The following is a 20,232-nucleotide window of genomic DNA, read 5'->3' as shown; positions in this document are numbered from 1 at the left end:
TAACATTATCAGAATACACCGAGTTTCAGGTTGGTACTTGTAACGTCTTAGTATTTATACGTTACGTTGTTTGTATCGTATAAATACCTTGTTGAACGAAGCATGCTCCTCATCCAACATTTTTATTGGTATGCTTAATGCTATAGGAATTCTCTTTTTTAGGGAAGTTGTTGATTGTAGATTTATTCGACACCCTTTTACTACTAGACAGGTTAATTACTGTTTATTTATTACATTTCTACGCTTTTTTATATCGTTTCTGCCTGCTTATTGTCTACTGTCATCCTTTTTATTTATTTTGGGCAGCACCACATCTAAGCTGATTCAGTGTCACACCAACTTAGTTAACGAGTTGCTTTTAACTGTTCGACTTACTATTCATCCACTATCCATTATTATGTTTCCCGTCGCTAGGCCGTCAATTTTTGCATCCTTTATACAGAGGCTTTTCAATATCAGCCGCCCTTGCTTACATGATGGGCACGGCCAATTAACTCTCACCGCACCTGTTGCATCTGATTTTACTTGATTTTTAGTCTCATGCTTGTCTGTTTGTCCGCTGATAATGCCTCGCTTTTTTGCTCTACACGCACTGGCTAAAAACCCGTAATGTCGTATTCGCATAAACCCACTTGGCAGCACATGCAGTAAATAGCGCCTAATAAATTCTATGCCCGTTAGTGTCATTCGCTTTATTTTGCTGTCTCGGTAGTCTTTATAACTAAACGTGACATCATCTTTTGTTACTTGCTTAAGCCGTCCTTCATGCAACATGCCTTTACGTGTGTAGCGTCCAAGGTATTTCAACACCGTTTTCGCTTCGGTCAAATTCACTTTGCTGTGTACGCACCATGTCTTTGTCATTAACAATTCGCTTTGAGGTATCGTTAGTTTATGTGCCCTAATGGCAGCTAGCATTTTTGCTCTAAACACGATTGCTAAGGCTTTTACTGCAAATAAATACGGCTTTTTAACACCCCGCCACTCACCTGACGATGTTAATACGCCACCTGGAATTAAACAGTGCAAATGAATATGTTGAGCAAGGCTTTGCCCCCATGTGTGTAAGACCGCAGTCATTCCTAACGTGCCTTGTAACTGTTTTTTACGCTGCGCAAACTGACTGAGGGTTTGCCATACAGCACTAAATAAACAACTGTAAATTTCACGCGGATATTGCTTTGCTAACCCATTAAGCTCATGAGGGAGTGTAAATACCAGATGAAAATAAGGCGCATTGATGACATCTTTACTTTGTTGTTCACTCCATTGCTCGCTAACATGCCCTTGGCACTGCGGACAGTGTCTATCTCTACATGCGCAGTACACCGTTTTACTATGCTCGCAGCGATCCCACTGCCATTGCTGAGCACCTAACTTTACGGTTCGACAGTCCTGTATATGCTGACACACTCGCTGTTGTTGATAGGTTAATGCATGGGTTTTTTTATAGTTACAGAGGTGTTGCGCTAAGACATCTGCGACATGATGCATTGTTGCCATTTTAATTTTCCTCCCACGCAGCCATTAAATCATGGCTGCTATGTGCCATCTCTGGCAACCAATGCAAATAACGCTCTGTCGTACGAATACTCGTATGTCCCAGCTGCTTTTGTAACTGATGAAGCGGCATACCTGCTTCAATTTGATGTGTGGCATAAGCGTGACGCAAGCTATGCGCGGATACATTTTTTGCAATTTCAGCACGCTCTACCGCACGTTTTAATCCACGACTAAACGTTTTTGCATCAATCGCTCTTTCTTTATCCCAGTTAGTACAAAACAGAATACTGCCAAGGGAAAACCCTGCTATGTAAGTGCTTAACCGCCTTGCTGCACTTTTAGGTAATATGACACGACGGTCTTTATTACCTTTTCCTGCTCTAACCCATAGGCAGTCTTGGCTGAATTCAATATCAACAACCCGTAAATTCAGTAATTCACTAATTCTGAGCCCGCACCCATAGCAAATACAAAGCATAACTTTTTGTTGTACAGATACCGTATTTAAAAACAGACGATGAACCTCATCTCGTGTTAGTAATATCGGTATTTTGTGTGTCTTTTTAGGCAATACGATATCAATGCTGAATGAGCGCTGTAGTACATATTTATATAGAAAATTAACGGCATTGAGTTTTAATGCAATCGTTGCACGCGACAAGTGCTGTGTTAGATTTACATACCTAAAATACGCCTCAAGCTCTTCCTTATTAATTAAGTCAGGCGATTTATCGTAGTAATTAGCTAACTGAGCAAGTGCATTTATATAAGATTCTTCGGTACGTGGTGAGTAGCCTCTTAAACGGATCTCGTCTATGACGCGTTGTCTTAATGGGGTCATTGGTTTTCTCCGGTGAATAGGGGGAAGTCCCAATGACAAGTGTGGCAATTATGCTAGAAGTTGCTAGCTCCGCGTAGCGGCTTTGTTCAACAGCTTATTGAACACCACTATGGGGGTTTATAACTCCCCAAAACGGCGCATATTACATAGCTAAATAGTTGCACCAAACAACTACAATGTAAACAAGTAATTACGTATGTTATAAAATCACCGTTATTAAAATACCCCAAAACGACTTTTAATAATGTTATAAGGCAAAATGCAAGTAAGTGCTTATATGCACAGCTTTACTTTAATGTGATCTGATGTGTGACTTTGTGAAACTTCCCTTTAAATCGTGTTTCTACAAAGGGCGAACGGGGAGACTGTGCGTAGTAACAAATAGGGGCTAACGTATGTTAACCCCTATAATAAGTATGCTATTTACAGTGTGTTATTTAGCAACAACAAACCATAGCCGGCAAGTTGATCGCCATTGAGATCGTGCTGCCAACTGGCTGTTAAACCGTCGCGTGCAATACTGCTGATGCTTTGAGCTTTATCGGTTAGGTTAAGTACAAAAACACTTTTGCTGCCGTTTAACTCTCGCGTTATTTCTACTATGCCATTGTCGTGCTGCGTTAGCTGGTAACTGCCGTTAATAGTAAATTCTGGGCGCTGCTTTTTCATTGCGATTAAGTGCTGATATAAACGCCAAACAGAATTTGGTTGCGCTTGCTGCGCTGCAACACTACGATCGCCTGCTGCTAGTTGCTTAGCAAGAAACTCTGGCCACCAGTTTGCAAAATCATCACCAAATAATGCCGTTTCTTCAACCCAACTATTGTCACTTTGCGTAAAGCCCGCTTGATGGCTATTGTCCCACTGCATGGGCGCACGTTTATACACATCGTCACCGATGCGCTGCTGCGTTAAGCCTATTTCTTCACCGTAATAAATGTACGGTGTGCCTGGCGAGCTAAATAACATGGCCGCTGCTAGTTTTGCTTTACCATCGTGCTCTTTAAGTTGATAAGCAACACGTTCTTGATCGTGATTAGTTAAAAACGGTGTGAAAAAGTGCAGTGGTGCTTGCGAGTCTTTACGTTGTTGTAGGTTTTCATCAAGGATGAGTGCATTTTTAGCTTTGTGCTGCTCATTAGATGGCATAGTACCAAACAGCACATCTGTGTCGGTATCGGTTTTAAGTAAGCTCAAAATTTTATAGCCTACTTCAAAGTCAAAGCCTTGATCTAGCCCCTTACCTTCGCCATAGTACTTTGCCGCAATAGGAAGATCGGCCCATGCTTCGCCTACCAGGTAAGCTTGTGGATTTACACTTTTTATATATTGATTAAAGTCTTGCCAATATTCTATCGTTTCTTGGGTGTCGGCTTGTGCATTTGCACCGCCTTCCATAGCAAAGCGTACTGCATCAAGCCTAAAACCTGCTACGCCTTTGTCGAGCCAAAACTTTGCCATTTTTTTCATTTCATTAGCCACATCTGGGTGGCGTAAATTTAAGTCGGGTTGGCTTGCACCAAATGCACCATAATAATATTGCTTACGCGTTTCACTCCAATGCCATACGGCTTCTGGCTTGTCGTTATCGCTCCAAGCATGCCCCCAGCCACTGCCCGCTTTAGGCATATCGTCACGCCATACAAAATAGTCGCTAAATGGCGCTTGTTGTTTTTCAGATTGTTGAAACCAGTCATGCTGACTAGAGATATGATTGATCACTAAATCTAGTATAACTTTCATACCTTTGTCATCAGCGGCTTTTATAAACGCTTCAAACTCAGCCATACTGCCATAGTCACTTTCAACTTTATAAAACTCTGTAAAGTCATAGCCATGATAAGAAGGCGCTTCGAAAATAGGCGTTAACCACAGTGCATTTACACCTAACTCTTCTAGGTATGGGAGTTTTGCTGTCATGCCATTAAAGTCGCCATGACCATCGTTATCGCTGTCGTAAAAGCTGCGCGGCCAAATTTGATAAAATATGGCACTTTGCCACCAATCTGCTGGCTGTTCTACTGCTTTAGTTTGCGCAGTAGTCACAGCGTTATTAGTGTTAGTATTTGTTGATGGCGCTGGCTTACAACCGGTTAATGTTAGTGCCAGTGCTAATGCACTCAAAGTAAAGGTTTTCATTTTATCCCCTTTGTTTTTGTTGTTTATGCTAATTGCTGTATACCATTCAATTAAAGTGCAACTGTAATATGTTGCGAATGGTTTTAGGCTAATGGTTAATTATTTTGCTGCCTCTGCCCTTGCCTTAAAAATGCAATGGTAGAGGCAGTAATTTGCTGTTATTTATAAAAATTATGATTGTTTAACGCGTAATACAGCAACTGCTGCCAGTAAAAACGACACCGCGCCTATTAACAATGCGTAAATTGGTTGATTCTCAAAAAAGTGGCGTAATATAAGCCCTAAAATGCTGGCGGCTAATAGCTGGGGTATAACAATAAAAAAGTTAAATATGCCCATATAAACACCCATTTTACTGCTTGGCACCGAGGTACTTAACATGGCGTATGGCAGCGATAAAATAGACGCCCACGCAAAGCCAATGCCTATCATTGGCCAAATAAGTAAGGTGGGATCTTTAATAACAATAAAGCTGGCTAAGCCCAGCGCGCCTAAAATTAGGTTAAAACAATGGGCAAGTTTTAAACCAACGCGCTTAACTATTATCGGAATACATATTGCGGCAAGTGCTGCAAAGCCGTTATACGCGGCAAATAATATACCTACCCAGTCAGCGCCGTTGTTATAAGCTGGGGAACTGGTATCGCTGCTGCCGTAATGAAACCCCGTTACCGCTGAAGTGGTATAAATCCACATTGCAAATAACGAAAACCAGCTAAAAAACTGCACCCACGCCAGCTGTTTCATGGCTTCGGGCATAGTAAATACGTCGTTTAATACCTGATAAAAACCACCCGATGTAAGTTGTTTAGCTTGCAAGGCTGCCGCTATAAACTGAACAACCCCAAAACTCACTAAACCGCCAGCCAATAAATACAGTTCTTTTTCTAAATTTAAGGCGCTTACCAAGGCTAAAACGGCTAGGCCTAAAACACTAAATATTATGCCCCCTTTGCTAAAGTTAATATTAGCTGTTGGTTGGCTTTGAGAAGCAGGCTCTTCTTGTTGATTAAATGCAGCGAGTTGCTCTGGCGAGTATTCTTTGGTGGTTAGAATACTCCAACCTACAGCAACCAGTAAAATTACCGCGCCAAAGTAAAATGAATACTTTACTGAATCAGGAATTTGCCCAGCCGGCGCGGTATTAGCAATACCAAACCAGTTAGCCATCATCCATGGTAGTGCTGATGCTACTACAGCGCCAATGCCTATAAAAAAGCTTTGCATGGCATAACCTGTTGCACGCTGTTTTTTAGGTAGGTTGTCGCCAACCAAAGCACGAAACGGTTCCATAGTAACGTTAATTGACGCATCCATAATCCACAGCATACCGGCTGCAATCCACAGCGTTGGTGAGTTAGGCATTATAAATAACGACAGTGTAGTTAAAATTGCACCATATAAAAAAAACGGACGGCGGCGACCTAACTTACCCCAGGTTTTATCACTCCAGTAACCAATAATAGGTTGTACAATTAACCCCGTTAGCGGAGCGGCTACCCATAAAATAGGTATATCATCAATGTCGGCACCAAGCGTTTGAAATATACGGCTAACGTTACCGTTTTGCAGGGCAAACCCAAATTGAATCCCTAAAAAACCAAAACACATGTTCCATATTTGCCAAAAGCTTAGGTCGGGTTTATTGCTATTATTATTGTTCATTATTTACCTTATTAGTTAATACCGCGCTACTTAGTGCATTAAGGGTAAGTGTAAAACTCGCACCTTGGTCATTATTACTCACTAACACACCGCTATGTGTTTCGAGTAAATCGTGTAACGCTGAATTTGCACCTATATTTGCAGTTGTTTGGCTATTTAAGTTAATAGTGATTGTTTGTTGTTGCTCGCTAAAGTTGCTTAGAACCAAAATAACTTGGCGACCTAAACTACGTGAAAACGCAACAACCCTGCCGCTACCCTGTACGTTTAAAGCGTGCATATCACCGCCCACTACCGCAGGTAAGTTATTTAACGCCATAATGGCTTTGTAGTATTCTCGTAAGCTAGCTTGCTCAGGTGTTAAATTAGCACCATCGAACTGGCCGTTATTCATCCACGCTTGATGTGCAGGAACGCCAATATAATCAAAAATACTGGTACGGGTTGGCGTGCCAAACCCGGCGTTTTCAGAGCCATCTTCGCCTACATCTTGGCCAAAATATAACAAGCTAGGCGAGCGGCTAATTAACGTAGATACCACCATGGCTGGTTTGCCCCATAGCGCGTTACCTGCAAAATCGGGGCTGGCAATACGTTGCTCGTCGTGGTTTTCTAAAAAGTGCAGCATGTGCTGTTCTATATCGGCAACTTGCTGTTGTGCATCAAAAATAGTACTCGCAGCTTGCTTATTTTGCATAATAGCTTTTAGCGTGTCGTAAAAACCCACCTTGTCGTATAAGTAATCCATTTTGCCCTGATGAATATAACCTCGGTACATTTTTGGGTTATATACTTCGGCAAGTAAAAAGGCATTAGGGTTTTGCATTTTGATTGCCGAATTTAAAAAGCTCCAAAATTCAACTGGCACCATTTCGGCCATGTCATAGCGAAAGCCATCTACGCCTTTATCTAACCAAAATAGTGCAATATCGCGAAATTTATACCAGCTGTTAGGTAGGTTTTTGTCTTGCCAAAATTCATAGTGCGCTCGGGCATCTTTAGTTGCAAAGTTTGCAGGTAGGGTTGGAAAGTCATAACTGCCATCGGGTTTAACCCCGTAGTTTACTTTTACAGTTTCGTACCAGTCGTTTATATCGGGCTTAGCTGCACGCGCACCGTTTCCTGTCCATTTAGCAGGGATTTCGTTAAATAAGCCATCGGCTAATGGGTGTGCATCTCCCCCTAAAACTTGATATTGCTCAGAGCTAGGTACTTGAAACGACTGCCCTGGTACATAATAAAAGTTATTATTACGCGCATATTCTTTACTGGTATCGTCTTGCTCGCCAAAGTCTTTTACACCAGCAGGCCTAGCAATTGAATGATAGTTACGCGCCACGTGGTTTGGCACAATATCAATAACCACTTTCATACCATGTTGATGAGTGCGCTCAATAAGTGCAGAAAACTCTGCTAAGCGGCGCTCTGGGTTTACTGCAAGATCTGGGTTTACATCGTAGTAATCTTTTATTGCATAAGGCGAACCCGCACGGCCTTTAACTACATCGGGGTCGTCTTGTTTTATCCCGTATTGGCTATAATCGCCCACCAGCGCATGATGCAACACGCCGGTATACCAAACATGGGTGGTGCCTAAATCTTTAATACCTTGCAATGCGGCGTCATTAAAGTCGGCAAATTTGCCAACCCCATTTTGCTCTTTAGTGCCCCAAGGTACATTCGCCGTTTGAGTGTTACCAAACAAACGAGTGAATACTTGATATACAACAGGTTTGCTGATCTCATCTGGAGATTTAGTTAATTGCTCATTAATTTGATTAGCTTGTATTTCGCTATCTGAGCAGCCTGTTAGGTAAATGCTGCTGGCTAAAAGCAAAGGGCTATATTTAATTATCTTCATTATTGTCATAGTGCTACTTTACTACTTTGTCGTTTTTGTTATGAATTTAATACTAGTGTGAAGCGCGACTGACTGACAGTCGCTGCATACGTATTCAGTTAAGCAATTTACTCAATCACTAATACTGTGGCGCTCATGGGTGTTAATGTTATTGCATCAGTTAAATTAATTTGCTGCTCAGTAAACAGGTTTGTTGCTGTTGTATGCTGCTTAACCACCTCTTGCATATACCCTAACGACCAATTTTTTGCCTGCTTATTTTTATTCAAAAATACCAACACTATTTGTTCATTAGCTATACGTGCATAACTGTAAATGCCTTGCTGTGGACTAAAATGCGTTAGCTTGCCATAACCTAATGCAGGGCTTTGTTTTCTAAAATTAAGTAACGTACGTAGGGTTTGGTACATCTCGCGCTGTGCATTAGTGAGCCCTTTACCAGTGAAGGCATTAACAGTTTGACCAGCAAAACCGCCCGGAAAATCAATACGAATATCGCCGTGGTCGTTACTGCCTGTGTTATCGAGTAATACTTCGGTGCCATAATACATTTGTGCAATACCACGGGTGGTAAGTAGCATGGTCATCGCCATTTTGGTTTTATTTAGGTTTTGCTTTAGCTCAGTATAAACACGGCTCATATCGTGGTTATCGGCAAATACTAAAAGGTTATTTGGGTTGGGGTACAAAAAATCATTGGCAAGGGATTGGTATACTTTAACCCAACCTGTGTTCCAGCTTTCATCTTCATTTAAAGCTTGAATGAGCGCCTCTTGCAGCGAAAAATCCATTACACTGGGTAAACTTGAGCTATAACCGTCACTGTTATTTTTGCCCGCTTGCCAATACGATGCAATTGCTGGGTTAGTAGTCCACTCTTCACCAACAATATTAAACGCTGGGTATTCGCTCATAATTGCTTTGGTCCAGTTGGCTAAAAAAGCTTTGTCTGAGTATGAATATGTATCTACTCGAATACCGCTTAAATTTGCATACTCAATCCACCAAATGGTGTTTTGAATTAGGTAGGTTGCCAACAAAGGTTGACGCTGGTTTAGATCGGGCATGGTTTCTACAAACCAGCCATCGCTAAATTGGCGTTTATCGAACTGGCTGGCGTGAGGGTCTTGAATGGTTTGCCTTGCATGACTAGTGGCATGCTTACCATTGGCAAACTCACCATTAAAATTAATCCAATCAGACGTTGGCTTGTCACTCATCCACACATGCTCAGAGCCAAAGTGATTAAGTACAAAGTCCATCACTAACCCAATACCCTGCTGCTGCGCTTTATTTGACAGCTCTTGGTACAGCTCATTACTGCCCATGCGGGGATCTATATTATAAAAGTCAGTAATAGCATAACCATGATAAGAGTAGCTGGGCATATTGTTTTCAAGCGCTGGGGTTAACCACAATTGAGTTACCCCTAAATCATTTAAATATGGAAGTGCATTGATCACCCCTTGTAAGTCGCCACCGTGACGCCCACCTTTACTTTTTGGAGCAGCTGCCTCTAACATGCCTGCTAGGGTGTCGTTACTGCTATCGCCATTTACAAAACGGTCTGGGTTAATTAAATAAAGGGTATCTTGGCTGTTAAAGCCTTTACGCTTGGCACTATTGCTACTGCGAGTATGCAGCGGGTATTCAAAACGCTCACCCGCTGGACTGGTAAACACTAAATTACCAGGCTTTGCTTGCGGCGTTATTTTTAGGTTTAAAAACGCATAATTAGGGTTATCTGTTTTGCCAATACTGATTAACTTAACCCCATTGTAGGGGGTTAATTGCCACTGTTGTTTAGCAATGTTTGGCTCATGCAACATAACTTGCAGTGCCTCATTTTGCATGCCAATCCACCAATTTTGTGGCGATACAGACATGGCCTGTGCCTTTATTGCAGTAAGCGGTATTGCAGTAAACAATGTTGTAGCAAACAGTGCTTTAATTAGCTTTTTCATTTAATTATTTTTCATCCTAGATAAAAATTCACTATGGGAAGGGAGTTGTTTAACCGTGTGGTTAATCAAAGCTTTTAAATCAGAAAATAATGCGAGCAGCTGCTCATCAGTTAGGGCGTTGGCTAACGGGTGATAATCATCTGCTGCAAGCCCCTGTCCTATCATTACTTGCTGCCACGCTGGCTCGGCAAAAAGCTCGTCGTCTTCTCGAATGATCTTGCCTGTTTGTTTGAACAAGGTTATTTTTTGTTGCAGCGTTTCGGGAATACTCATTTGCTTACATTCACGCCAAAATGCGCTATCTGTGCGGGTGGTAAGCTTATAATGTAAAATTATAAAGTCGCGTATGCGTTCTATTTCAGTTTTACTTTGCAGGTTATATGTAGTTACTTGCGAGTGTTTAATCCCATTATGCGGAAACAACTTAATTAACCGAATAGCCGCTGTTTGAATTAAATGAATACTGGTTGACTCTAAGGGCTCTAAAAACCCACTTGAGAGTCCAATAGCAACCACATTTTTATGCCATTGTAAGCGACGACGCCCCGTTTTAAAACGGATCACCCGCGGCTCTGTTATTGCTTTGCCGGGTAAATTAGCGAGTAATTGCTGCTTTGCTTCGTCATCTGTTAAATGGCGGCTCGAGAACACTAAGCCGTTACCAACTCTATGCTGTAAAGGTATTTGCCATTGCCAACCAGCATTTTGGGCAATAGAGCGAGTATACGGTACTGGCTCATTCGCTGATTCACTTTGCACTGCTACTGCGCTGTCGCAAGGTAGCCAATGCGACCAGTCTTCAAAGCCTGTATTTAAGGTTTTTTCAATTAATAATGCACTTAGCCCGGTGCAGTCAATAAATAAGTCGCCCTTAATTACTGAGCCACTCTCTAGTATTAATGCTTGTATATCACCTGACTGCTGACACTGCTGCACGCTTTTTATTTTATCTTCAATACGTTTAACACCGCGCTGCTGCGCAAGTTTTTTTAACAGTTTGGCATATAAGGTTGCGTCAAAATGATAAGCATAATGTAACCCTGGTAATTGGGTATTAGGCAAATTACGTAAATGGGCGAATTTACCTGCTTTTGCCGCTTGGTAGTTAACAGAAAAATCCCACAGATCGGGAGCGTGGTTTTGCTGTTTTGCTTTTAGCCAAAAGTGGTGAAACTCACAAAACGGAAAATCTTTACCTATGCTACCAAAGGCATGCATGTATTTATGATTTTGCTCGCGCCAATTTTCAAACTCAATACCTAATTTAATCGTTGCTTGAGTGGCATTAATAAACTCTTGTTCATTTATGCCTAACGCGCCATTTAAATGCAAAATTGGCGGAATACTCGCCTCTCCTACACCAATAGTCCCTATTTGATCAGACTCAACTAAGGTGATGTTGATCACGTTACCCAATACTTTATTTAATAAGGCTGCCGTGATCCAGCCTGCTGTGCCTCCGCCGGCGATTACCACATTTGTTATTTTATTATTCATTTACTTTTTCACCATGGTTGAGTAAACCAGTATTGAATGTGATATAAAAAAGCCCTTGTAAAGCAAATCACAAGGGCCTTTCAACGCTAAAGAAAACTATAGTTTATAGCTAAAACCTAGTAAAAATGTACGGCCATAATCTTGGTAGTCACGTATTTGTAGGTCGTTATCGCCTTGCAGCGATACAAAAGGTTCTTCGGTAATATTTTGCACTTGGAAGGTAACACTTAAGCCAGCTAAGCTATCAAAACCGCCTTCGCTAAAGTCATAACCTAATTGTGCATCCCAAATTGTTTCGCCTTTGATATCAACTTGAGTGGTTTCAAAGCCTAAACCATATACGTCACCTTTAAAGTCACTACGTTTGCGCATACTGGTACGTGCTTGAAAACCGCTGTGCTCATAATAAAAGGTTAAGCTATCGATTTGGTCTGATAAGCCTGGCAACTCATATTCATTACCATTTTGATCACTCAGGTCTTGCTCTACGCCTGTATGGCTAGCAATTAAACCAAAACCTTCTAGGCTTGGGTGAAATACGCTAAATGGTAATGATAAAGATAGCTCATAACCCCAAAGGTCGCCTTCACCGCCATTTACTTTACCCGAACCAGTGCCGGTAGACGTAGCTGGAATTTCACCTGTAGATGGGTCTGCAACACCAGTCATATCTACATCATAGGTACCATCAAAAATCCATTGCGTAATGTCTTTGTAGAAAAATGCTGCAGCAAAGTAGCCTTCTGCATCAAAGTAGTTTTCGTAGCTTAGGTCGAAGCCTGTTGCTTCTTTAGGCTCAAGCTTTGGATTACCACCCGAAATGCTCCAAAAATTACCGTTATCGTCTGGTTGTGTTTGGCTGTAAGTGGCATTTATTGATGCATTCATTTCATCAAGACGTGCGCGTGAAATTGTTTTTGCTGCACCAAAACGTATTGTTTGCTCTTCATCAATTGCAAACGATAAGTTTATGCTTGGTAAAAAGTGGCTATAGTCATGGCTAACATCGGTAGGCGTTACAACCACTAAGCCATTAACTGTATTAGCAGCAGAGCCTTGTGATGATTGATCTGTTTGTACATAGCGCGCACCAATATTACCCGTTACCGGAATTGAGCCAATTTCTGCGTTTATATCTAGCTGTGCAAATACTGCAATTACTTCTTCTTGAACAGTCCAAGATTGTGTTTTGTGCTTTTGGTTTGTAAGGCTTTCTTGTAATAGGTCGTAGTAGCCATCGTTTACTAATCCGTTTGTATCGTAGGCAACCATGTTACCCATACCAATAAAGTCTAAGCTAGCAGACCCTTCACGATATTGCTCAGGAATAGCCAACATACCTGGATTTGCAAGCGAGAAGTCTTTTAAGGTCATGTAATACCCTTCAGACACTTTACTTTTTTCGCGATCGCGATATGAAATACCAAAGCTTACTTTACTAAAATACTCATTTTCGAGTGCTTTGCTTGCAGCAAGCTTTAATGTTTGTAATTCATCGTTAATTTCTGGGGCATTAATAAAGCCGTCTTGTGCTGTATTTTCGTAGGCAGTGCCCGTTAAACCATATTTATCGTTAAGGGCAGAACTTGCTCCCCAAGATAATGGACCGCCTAATTGAATAAGATCATAATCACTGTAATCTAATTCATGGCTAAATTGCGCGCCAGTATTGCCACCATCAAAGGCATAACCTATGTTATCTGCAATGCCATTTGCATCGCCACGCCCTGTACCAGAGTAACTTTCGATACTCCATATTTGACGTTTTACTTCAGACACACTGGCATCAAACTCTAACGACCATGAATCATTAATATCGTATTTAGTGTTAAAACCAAACTGCGTTAGCTCAGCATTGCGCTCTTCATAATCGTTACGAACGACAACTCGTTGCCCTTGTGTAACTGCACTGGTGATAAAACCAGATGACTCATCTATTTCAGCGCTTGAAGCATCTATTGTGCCTTGGCCCCATGCAAAAGGTACTTCTATACCACGTAATATCTTCTCGTCTGAAAAATCAACATAAAGCGCATCAAACGTCATGTTTAAACGATCAGTTGGTGCGGCTTCAAGTACAAACATTGCTGAATCACGCTCAAGTGTTGATGAACGCACATAAGGTTTTGCACCGCCTAATATAGAATATTGCTCGCCAGCTGCTTCAAATTCAGGGTAGCCCCATGAGTTCCATCGTTTTTCTTGGTTTGGTGAACTCATTTTATTATAGGCAAACGCAACACCTATAGTGTCATCTGCAAACTGGTCAATGTACGAAATCGTGCCGCGGTAACCACTGTCGTTGCCATCTGGGTTTAATTTATCAAAACCTGTTTGTTCTAATTGGCCATTAAACATGATCACACGCTCACCTTTACTTAAAGGCTTAACGGTTTGCATGTCGATTACACCAGCAATACCTTCTGCATCAAGACTTGCATTAGGCGTTTTATAAACGGTTACACCGCTCATTATTTCTGATGGGTACAGGTCAAATTCAACACCACGGTTGTCACCAATAGAAACTTGCTCGCGACCATTAAAGGTAGTGGCACTTTCATTTTCGCTAAAGCCACGCACACTTACACGACTTGCTCGGCCATCAAGACGCTGCGCGGTTAAACCCGGTAAACGTGCAATAGATTCTGCAATAGATGAGTCTGGTAATTTACCAATATCTTCAGCAGAAATTGACTCTACAACCTGTGTAGAAAAACGTTTGGTGTTTATTGACTCAACTAAACTGCCACGAAAACCTTTAACTTCGATGACTTCAACGTCTTCTTTTTTTATTGTATTTTCTTGCGCGGCCGCAGTAGCAAAGCTTGATAAACCAGCAGCTGTTAATGCCAACGTTAATATACTTGGTTTGAACATAGACATGATGTTTTTCCCGTTACCCATAGTGTGATCCTCGCTTTGTTTGAGTGATAGTCAAACAAAGTGAGCTAATTTTGTTGTCAGGATTAATGTTAACGCTCTCTTCATTTTATTAACAACTTTATGCATACGTATTCAACACTTGCACATTGACAACATATTAACATAAAAGCCACTCACAACAGCACAAACGCTTGTTTTTAATGGGCTTTTATAAGTTCGCATTAATTACTTAATAAATTTAGTTAAATAATTATATTTATCAATAAATGGCGCATGTTGTTAAATGTAAACTGCATAAAAATAACCATATTTAAGCTGATCCCTGCTCTGTATACGCTTATTGTTGAGTGTGTAATTGGTAAGACCAAAGAAACCTTGAAGCTATACACTCAAGCCATTGTTAATATTAAATTAAAATAAAAACATACCGATAAATCAATTTAAAAACTTAATTGGTAAGGTTGTTTTGTTGGCAATTTAAAATATTTAATGGGTTTTTTGTGATTTTTTTGATACTTAAAAAATGTGTATTTTACTGCATACGTATGCAGTATTTTTACAGAATCACGGGCTTCACGTATGCTTTTTAGAAATATTATATGGTGAGTTAACAAACCATATTTAGCGTAATCGAAATACGGTGTGCAATGACGGAGAAAAGCATGGCCCAACAGCAGTGGTACAAAGGTGCGGTAATTTATCAGGTTTATCCGCGTAGCTTTCAAGATAGCAACAATGATGGTATTGGTGACTTAAAGGGGATAATTAATCGCATTGATTATATTAAAAGCTTAGGCGTTGATGCTATTTGGATTTCACCATTTTTTAAATCGCCAATGAAAGACTTTGGTTACGATATTAGCGACTACCGAGATATTGACCCAATATTTGGTGATTTAAACGATTTTGATGCGCTAATTGAACAAGCGCATGCCCGCGATATAAAAATTATTATTGACCAAGTGCTTAGCCATACCTCTGATCAACACCAATGGTTTTTAGATAGCCGCGAAAACACCACTAACGATAAGTCTGATTGGTATGTTTGGGCTGAGTCAAAAGAAGATGGTACAGCACCTAATAATTGGTTATCTATTTTTGGCGGCCCAGCATGGCAGTGGGAGCCACGCCGAGGTCAGTATTATTTACATAACTTTTTAACCGAGCAGCCCGATTTAAACTTTCATAATCCAGATGTTAGACAAGCGGTGCTTGATAACGTGGAATTTTGGCTGAAAAAAGGTGTAGATGGCTTTAGGCTCGATGCAATTAACTTTTGCTACCACGATGCGCAATTACGCGACAATCCTGCAAAACCAAAAGATAAGCGCCAAGGCCGTGGTTTTAGTGAAGACAATCCGTACGCATTTCAGTATCACTATTACAACAACACCCAACCAGAAAACATCGAATTTATGCAAGACATTCGTGCCTTACTTAATAAGTACCCAGGTGCGGTTTCATTGGGTGAAATATCGTCTGAAGATTCACTCGCTACCATGGCGCAGTATACGCAAGGTGGCGATAAGCTACACATGGGTTACAGTTTTGAATTACTCACTGATGACTACTCTAGTGAATACATTAGAACAACAGTGCAAACCCTTGAACAGCAAATGACTGAAGGCTGGCCTTGCTGGGCGTTTAGTAACCATGATGTAGAGCGTGTTGCGAGCCGTTGGAGCGATAATGGCGAAATTAACCCTGCTCAATGTAAAATGCTTACAGCCCTACTCGCTTCACTGCGTGGTAGTGTATGTATGTATCAAGGTGAAGAGCTAGGCTTGGGCGAGGCAAACGTGGCCTTTGAAGACTTACAAGACCCTTACGGAATTACATTTTGGCCTAACTTTAAAGGACGTGATGGCTGTAGAACTCCAATTCCTTGGGAAAATGAGCAAGTAGATTATGCTGGATTTAGTGAAAATAAGCCTTGGTTACCTGTAGATGCTGCACATAAGTCGCAATCGGTAGCAGAGCAAAATGACGACAAAAACTCTATTTTAAACGCATACCGTGAATTTATGGCTTGGCGTAAAACGCAAGCGGTAATGATTACAGGCGATATTGAGTTTATCCAAACGGCTGAACCCATTCTGGCATTTTATAGAACACTTAATAATGAAAAAATGCTGTGTGTATTTAATTTAAGTGCGCAACAAGCAACATTAAGTTTGCCGGTGGCTATAACTAAAGCGTATGACACGCTTTCGCATCACAATGCTATTTTGAGTAATAACCAGCTAACAATGAACGGATTTAGCTGCTATTACGCCCAATGTAGCTAAAGTCATTTAATATAAAAACAACAGCCTGAGTACGCTCAGGCTTTTTATAGCTTACAACTATAAAACACTCCAATACCGATTCTATTTTATTTGTTTTGGTTAGCTTAGATCTTGAAGATTCGTCCATGTATGCTCCTAATTACCATTAAATTTTAACACTCAACTTACTTATCCTGACGATAAAAATATTTCGTTATCTTTTATTTCAAATTCGATTAAAAATCAGCATACCAACAGAGTTGTTCTGGCTTGGGTACACTTGTTTTAAACAACAATTGTCATAACATTTTTTAGGAATAAACAAATGAACAAAGCATTGCTAGCATTAATCGTAGCACCTCTATTTGCACTGTCTGCACTTAATGTGGTTGCAGAAGATGCGGCGGACGCTTCAGCTGAAACAGTTAAAGAATACACAGAAATGTGTGTTAACTGGGCTAAAGATGACGACGTAAGCAATGAAGAGCTTTATGGCTATGTATTAAAGTGCGTGAATGATGAGCTTGTATCAGAAGGCTACAAAAAAGTTTCTGCTGTAAAAATTTAATTAAATTTATTGTCTAATTAAGTCTATTGCTAATACAGCCGTTGCGAACACTTTTAATTAGATATAAAAAAACCGGAATCGACACTCAAAGTGTATTCCGGTTTTTTATTGCTTTCAAAAAGAGAAAAATTAAATACTTATATTAGTATTATTTATTCAGCATCTTTTTTAGTTTTTGCTTTAGCCTTAGTTTTAGCCTTAGTTTTAGCAGGCGCTTTTTTAGCAGCTGCTTTCTTTTTGGGTGCTGCTTTTTTCTTCGCTTCTTCAACCCACTTACCCGCAACATAATGCGCAGTCCAACCGGTCGCTTTACCGTCGACTTCGGTCATTACATACTGCTCTTTATTTTTACGGCTGTAGCGTACAACAGCTAAGTTTCCATCTGGATCTTGTGCTGGTGCATCGGCTAAGTAATAAAACTTAGGTGAAATACGGTCTCTAAAGCGTTGTAACTCTTCAACCTTAGGCGCACGTGTTTCGCGCGATTTAGGGAAGGTATTTGCAGCCAAGAAAATACCTGCAGCGCCATCACGTAAAACAAAATACGCATCTGACTTTTCACATTCTAATTCGGTAATGTGAACAGGGTCTTCTTTTGGCGGCGCAGCTTCGCCATTTTTAAGTAACTTACGGGTGTTTTTACATTCGTCGTTATTACAACCAAAGTATTTACCAAAACGTCCCGATTTTAATTCCATATCAGCGCCACACTTATCACACTCAATAAGTGGTCCGTCATAGCCTTTAATTTTAAACGTGCCTTGCTCAACTACGTGGCCACTACATGCTGGGTTATTACCACACACATGTAATTTACGGGTTTCGTCGATTAGGTATGAATCCATTGCCGTTTCACAAATTGGGCAACGTTTCATTTGCATTAATGTTTCGGTTTCAAGATCTTCTGCATCGGCACTATCTGCGGCAACGGCTTCATCGCCCGATACTAAGTTCATCGTTGTTGTACAGCGCTCTTTTGGTGGTAAGTTATAGCCAGTACACCCTAAGAACACGCCAGTAGATGCGGTACGAATACCCATTTTACGGCTACAAGTCGGACATTCAATATCAGTTTCGACCATTTCATTAAGACGCATTCCGCCATTTTCAGGCTCGTCTTTCGCAACAGTTAATTGCGTTGAAAAGTCGGCATAAAACTTATCGAGTACTTCGGTCCAAATGCGCTCGCCTTCGGCGATGTCATCTAAACGACCTTCCATTTTGGCGGTAAAGTCAAAGTTCATTAAGTCTTCAAAATTTTCTACTAAGCGGTCGGTAACTATTTCACCCATTTTTTCAGCGAAGAAACGACGGTTTTCAACCCGTACATAACCACGATCTTGAATAGTAGAAATAATAGATGCATAAGTAGATGGGCGGCCAATACCGCGTTTTTCAAGCTCTTTTACTAAACTCGCTTCGCTAAAACGCGCTGGCGGTTTAGTAAAGTGTTGCTTAGGATCAAGCTCGATTAACGTTAATGTTTCGCCTACTGTTACTGCAGGTAAAGACTGATCTTCTTCGTTCTTTTTACGAATAGCAGGCTGTACTTTAGTCCAACCATCAAAGCGTAGCACACGGCCTTTGGCTTTTAGTTGGAAGTCGTTTGCTGCTACCGTTAATGTCGTTAGGTCGTATTCTGCAGGTACCATTTGGCACGCTACAAATTGACGCCAAATTAGCTCATATAGTTTTTTAGCATCGGCATCAACCCCTTCAATATGACCCGAAAGCACAGTTACACTAGATGGACGAATTGCTTCATGCGCCTCTTGTGCATTGCCTTTTGAACTATAATTAATAGGATCTTTAGGTAAGTATTTTTCACCAAATTGCTCTGTTACATATTCGCGACACATAGCAACCGCATCTTTTGACAGATTAGTTGAGTCGGTACGCATATAGGTAATGTAACCGCCTTCGTACAAGCGCTGCGCTAGCATCATGGTTTTTTTAACGCCATAGCCTAAACGTGTACTGGCTGCTTGTTGCATAGTTGAGGTGATTAAAGGCGCACTTGGGCGACTTTTACTTGGTTTTTCGTCAACGCTTATAACTTTGTATTCTGCATTCTCAAGGCTTTTAACTGCTGCGCTAGCCTGGGCTTCATTTACAGGCTTAAATGGCTTGCCTGCTTGTTTGGCTACTTCTAAGCGTAACTCTGACTCTGCATTTTTAACATCAGCATGAATATCCCAAAATTCTTCAGGTATAAACGCTTTAATTTCGCGTTCACGCTCAACGAGTAAGCGCACTGCTACCGATTGTACGCGTCCAGCCGAAAGTCCACGTGCCACTTTTGCCCACAGTAAGGGCGATACCATAAAACCAACAACACGGTCTAAAAAGCGACGTGTTTGCTGTGCATATACCATATCGGTATTAAGCTCACCGGGTGTTTCGAATGCTTGCTGAATTGCGTTTTTTGTAATTTCGTTAAAAACCACACGCTTATATTTTGCAGGTTCACCGCCAATAATTTCTTGAAGGTGCCAAGCAATTGCTTCCCCTTCTCTATCCAAATCCGTTGCGAGGTATATTTGGTCAGCGTTTTCGGCAAGCTTTTTAAGCTCTTGTACTACCTTTTCTTTTCCTGGCAGTATTTCGTAATGTGGTTCCCAGCCTTTATCAGGGTCAATACCCATACGCGCGACTAAGTTAGAATAGTCTCGTTGCTTTTTATACGCTGCTTTCTCTTCAGGCGGTAATTTACGCACTTCAGCCGGCGTTTTAGTCGCTGGCACTTTGTTTTTTCCAGAACCTGAAGTAGGTAAATCTCGCACGTGCCCAATACTGGACTTTACGATGAAGTCATTACCTAAATATTTATTAATTGTTTTAGCCTTAGCAGGTGACTCTACAATTACTAGCGATTTGCCCATAGTTGCCTATTTCTAACCAAGTTTTTTAAAATGTGTTTAGCCGACATAAGCGGCACGAATATTTATAGGTATATCTACAAACACTAATTGTTACAAGCTTTTAATACAAACTTTTCAGTTTTAAGCGAATAAACGAACAATTTCTGCGTTTAATTTAAACAA

Annotated in this window: 12 protein-coding genes; 2 read left to right on the top strand and 10 right to left on the bottom strand. The window is 40.9% G+C overall.

Features of this window, described 5'->3' with window-relative positions; genetic code table 11:
• Positions 1-378: 378 nt before the first annotated feature.
• The 8 genes from I6E78_RS03945 to I6E78_RS03910 all read right to left on the bottom strand — a co-directional run bounded on the left by I6E78_RS03945 (position 379) and on the right by I6E78_RS03910 (position 14,353).
• Positions 379-1,503: an IS91 family transposase gene (locus I6E78_RS03945; protein ID WP_197181986.1), complete on the bottom strand. Its 1,125-nt coding sequence runs from the start codon at positions 1,501-1,503 to the stop codon at positions 379-381.
• A gap of 1 nt (position 1,504) precedes the next feature.
• Positions 1,505-2,344, bottom strand: coding sequence for a tyrosine-type recombinase/integrase (locus I6E78_RS03940; RefSeq protein ID WP_197181985.1), 840 nt, complete (start codon positions 2,342-2,344; stop codon positions 1,505-1,507).
• Positions 2,345-2,767: 423 nt separating this feature from the next.
• A complete protein-coding gene (locus tag I6E78_RS03935) occupies positions 2,768-4,483 on the bottom strand; it encodes an alpha-amylase family glycosyl hydrolase (RefSeq protein ID WP_197181984.1) in 1,716 nt (571 codons plus the stop codon).
• Between the two features lie 171 nt (positions 4,484-4,654).
• On the bottom strand, positions 4,655-6,148 hold the full coding sequence (locus tag I6E78_RS03930) for an MFS transporter (protein WP_197181983.1): 1,494 nt from the start codon (positions 6,146-6,148) through the stop codon (positions 4,655-4,657).
• Positions 6,138-8,018, bottom strand: coding sequence for an alpha-amylase family glycosyl hydrolase (locus tag I6E78_RS03925; protein WP_442960313.1), 1,881 nt, complete (start codon positions 8,016-8,018; stop codon positions 6,138-6,140). Before I6E78_RS03925 ends, I6E78_RS03930 begins: the two co-directional genes overlap by 11 nt.
• 98 nt (positions 8,019-8,116) lie before the next feature.
• On the bottom strand, positions 8,117-9,973 hold the full coding sequence (locus I6E78_RS03920; RefSeq protein ID WP_197181982.1) for a glycoside hydrolase family 13 protein: 1,857 nt from the start codon (positions 9,971-9,973) through the stop codon (positions 8,117-8,119).
• A complete protein-coding gene (locus I6E78_RS03915) occupies positions 9,974-11,470 on the bottom strand; it encodes a tryptophan halogenase family protein (RefSeq protein ID WP_197181981.1) in 1,497 nt (498 codons plus the stop codon). It lies immediately after the preceding gene.
• Positions 11,471-11,566: 96 nt separating this feature from the next.
• Positions 11,567-14,353: a TonB-dependent receptor gene (locus I6E78_RS03910; protein ID WP_058374554.1), complete on the bottom strand. Its 2,787-nt coding sequence runs from the start codon at positions 14,351-14,353 to the stop codon at positions 11,567-11,569.
• Between the two features lie 662 nt (positions 14,354-15,015).
• Between I6E78_RS03910 and I6E78_RS03905 the strand changes: the two genes are divergently transcribed.
• Entirely contained in the window at positions 15,016-16,641 is a 1,626-nt protein-coding gene (locus I6E78_RS03905; RefSeq protein ID WP_197181980.1) for an alpha-glucosidase family protein, read from the top strand.
• On the opposite strand, the gene I6E78_RS03900 is transcribed toward I6E78_RS03905, so the two are convergent.
• Positions 16,613-16,768, bottom strand: coding sequence for a hypothetical protein (locus tag I6E78_RS03900; RefSeq protein ID WP_197181979.1), 156 nt, complete (start codon positions 16,766-16,768; stop codon positions 16,613-16,615). The two genes, I6E78_RS03905 and I6E78_RS03900, sit on opposite strands and share 29 nt — an antisense overlap.
• A gap of 177 nt (positions 16,769-16,945) precedes the next feature.
• Here I6E78_RS03900 and I6E78_RS03895 point away from each other — a divergent pair, with 177 nt between their 5' ends.
• Positions 16,946-17,188 (top strand): hypothetical protein, encoded by a 243-nt coding sequence (locus I6E78_RS03895; RefSeq protein ID WP_011328030.1) that lies wholly within the window; start codon positions 16,946-16,948, stop codon positions 17,186-17,188.
• 152 nt (positions 17,189-17,340) lie between these two features.
• On the opposite strand, the gene topA is transcribed toward I6E78_RS03895, so the two are convergent.
• On the bottom strand, positions 17,341-20,070 hold the full coding sequence (gene topA, locus I6E78_RS03890; RefSeq protein ID WP_197181978.1) for a type I DNA topoisomerase: 2,730 nt from the start codon (positions 20,068-20,070) through the stop codon (positions 17,341-17,343).
• Positions 20,071-20,232 lie beyond the last annotated feature (162 nt).

Origin of the sequence: Pseudoalteromonas sp. NZS127 (assembly GCF_015864805.1) — a bacterium.
GTDB classification, from domain to species: Bacteria; Pseudomonadota; Gammaproteobacteria; order Enterobacterales; family Alteromonadaceae; genus Pseudoalteromonas; species Pseudoalteromonas nigrifaciens.
The sequence above is the reverse complement of the archived record's forward strand: the minus strand, read 5'-3'. Positions and strand labels throughout refer to the sequence as shown.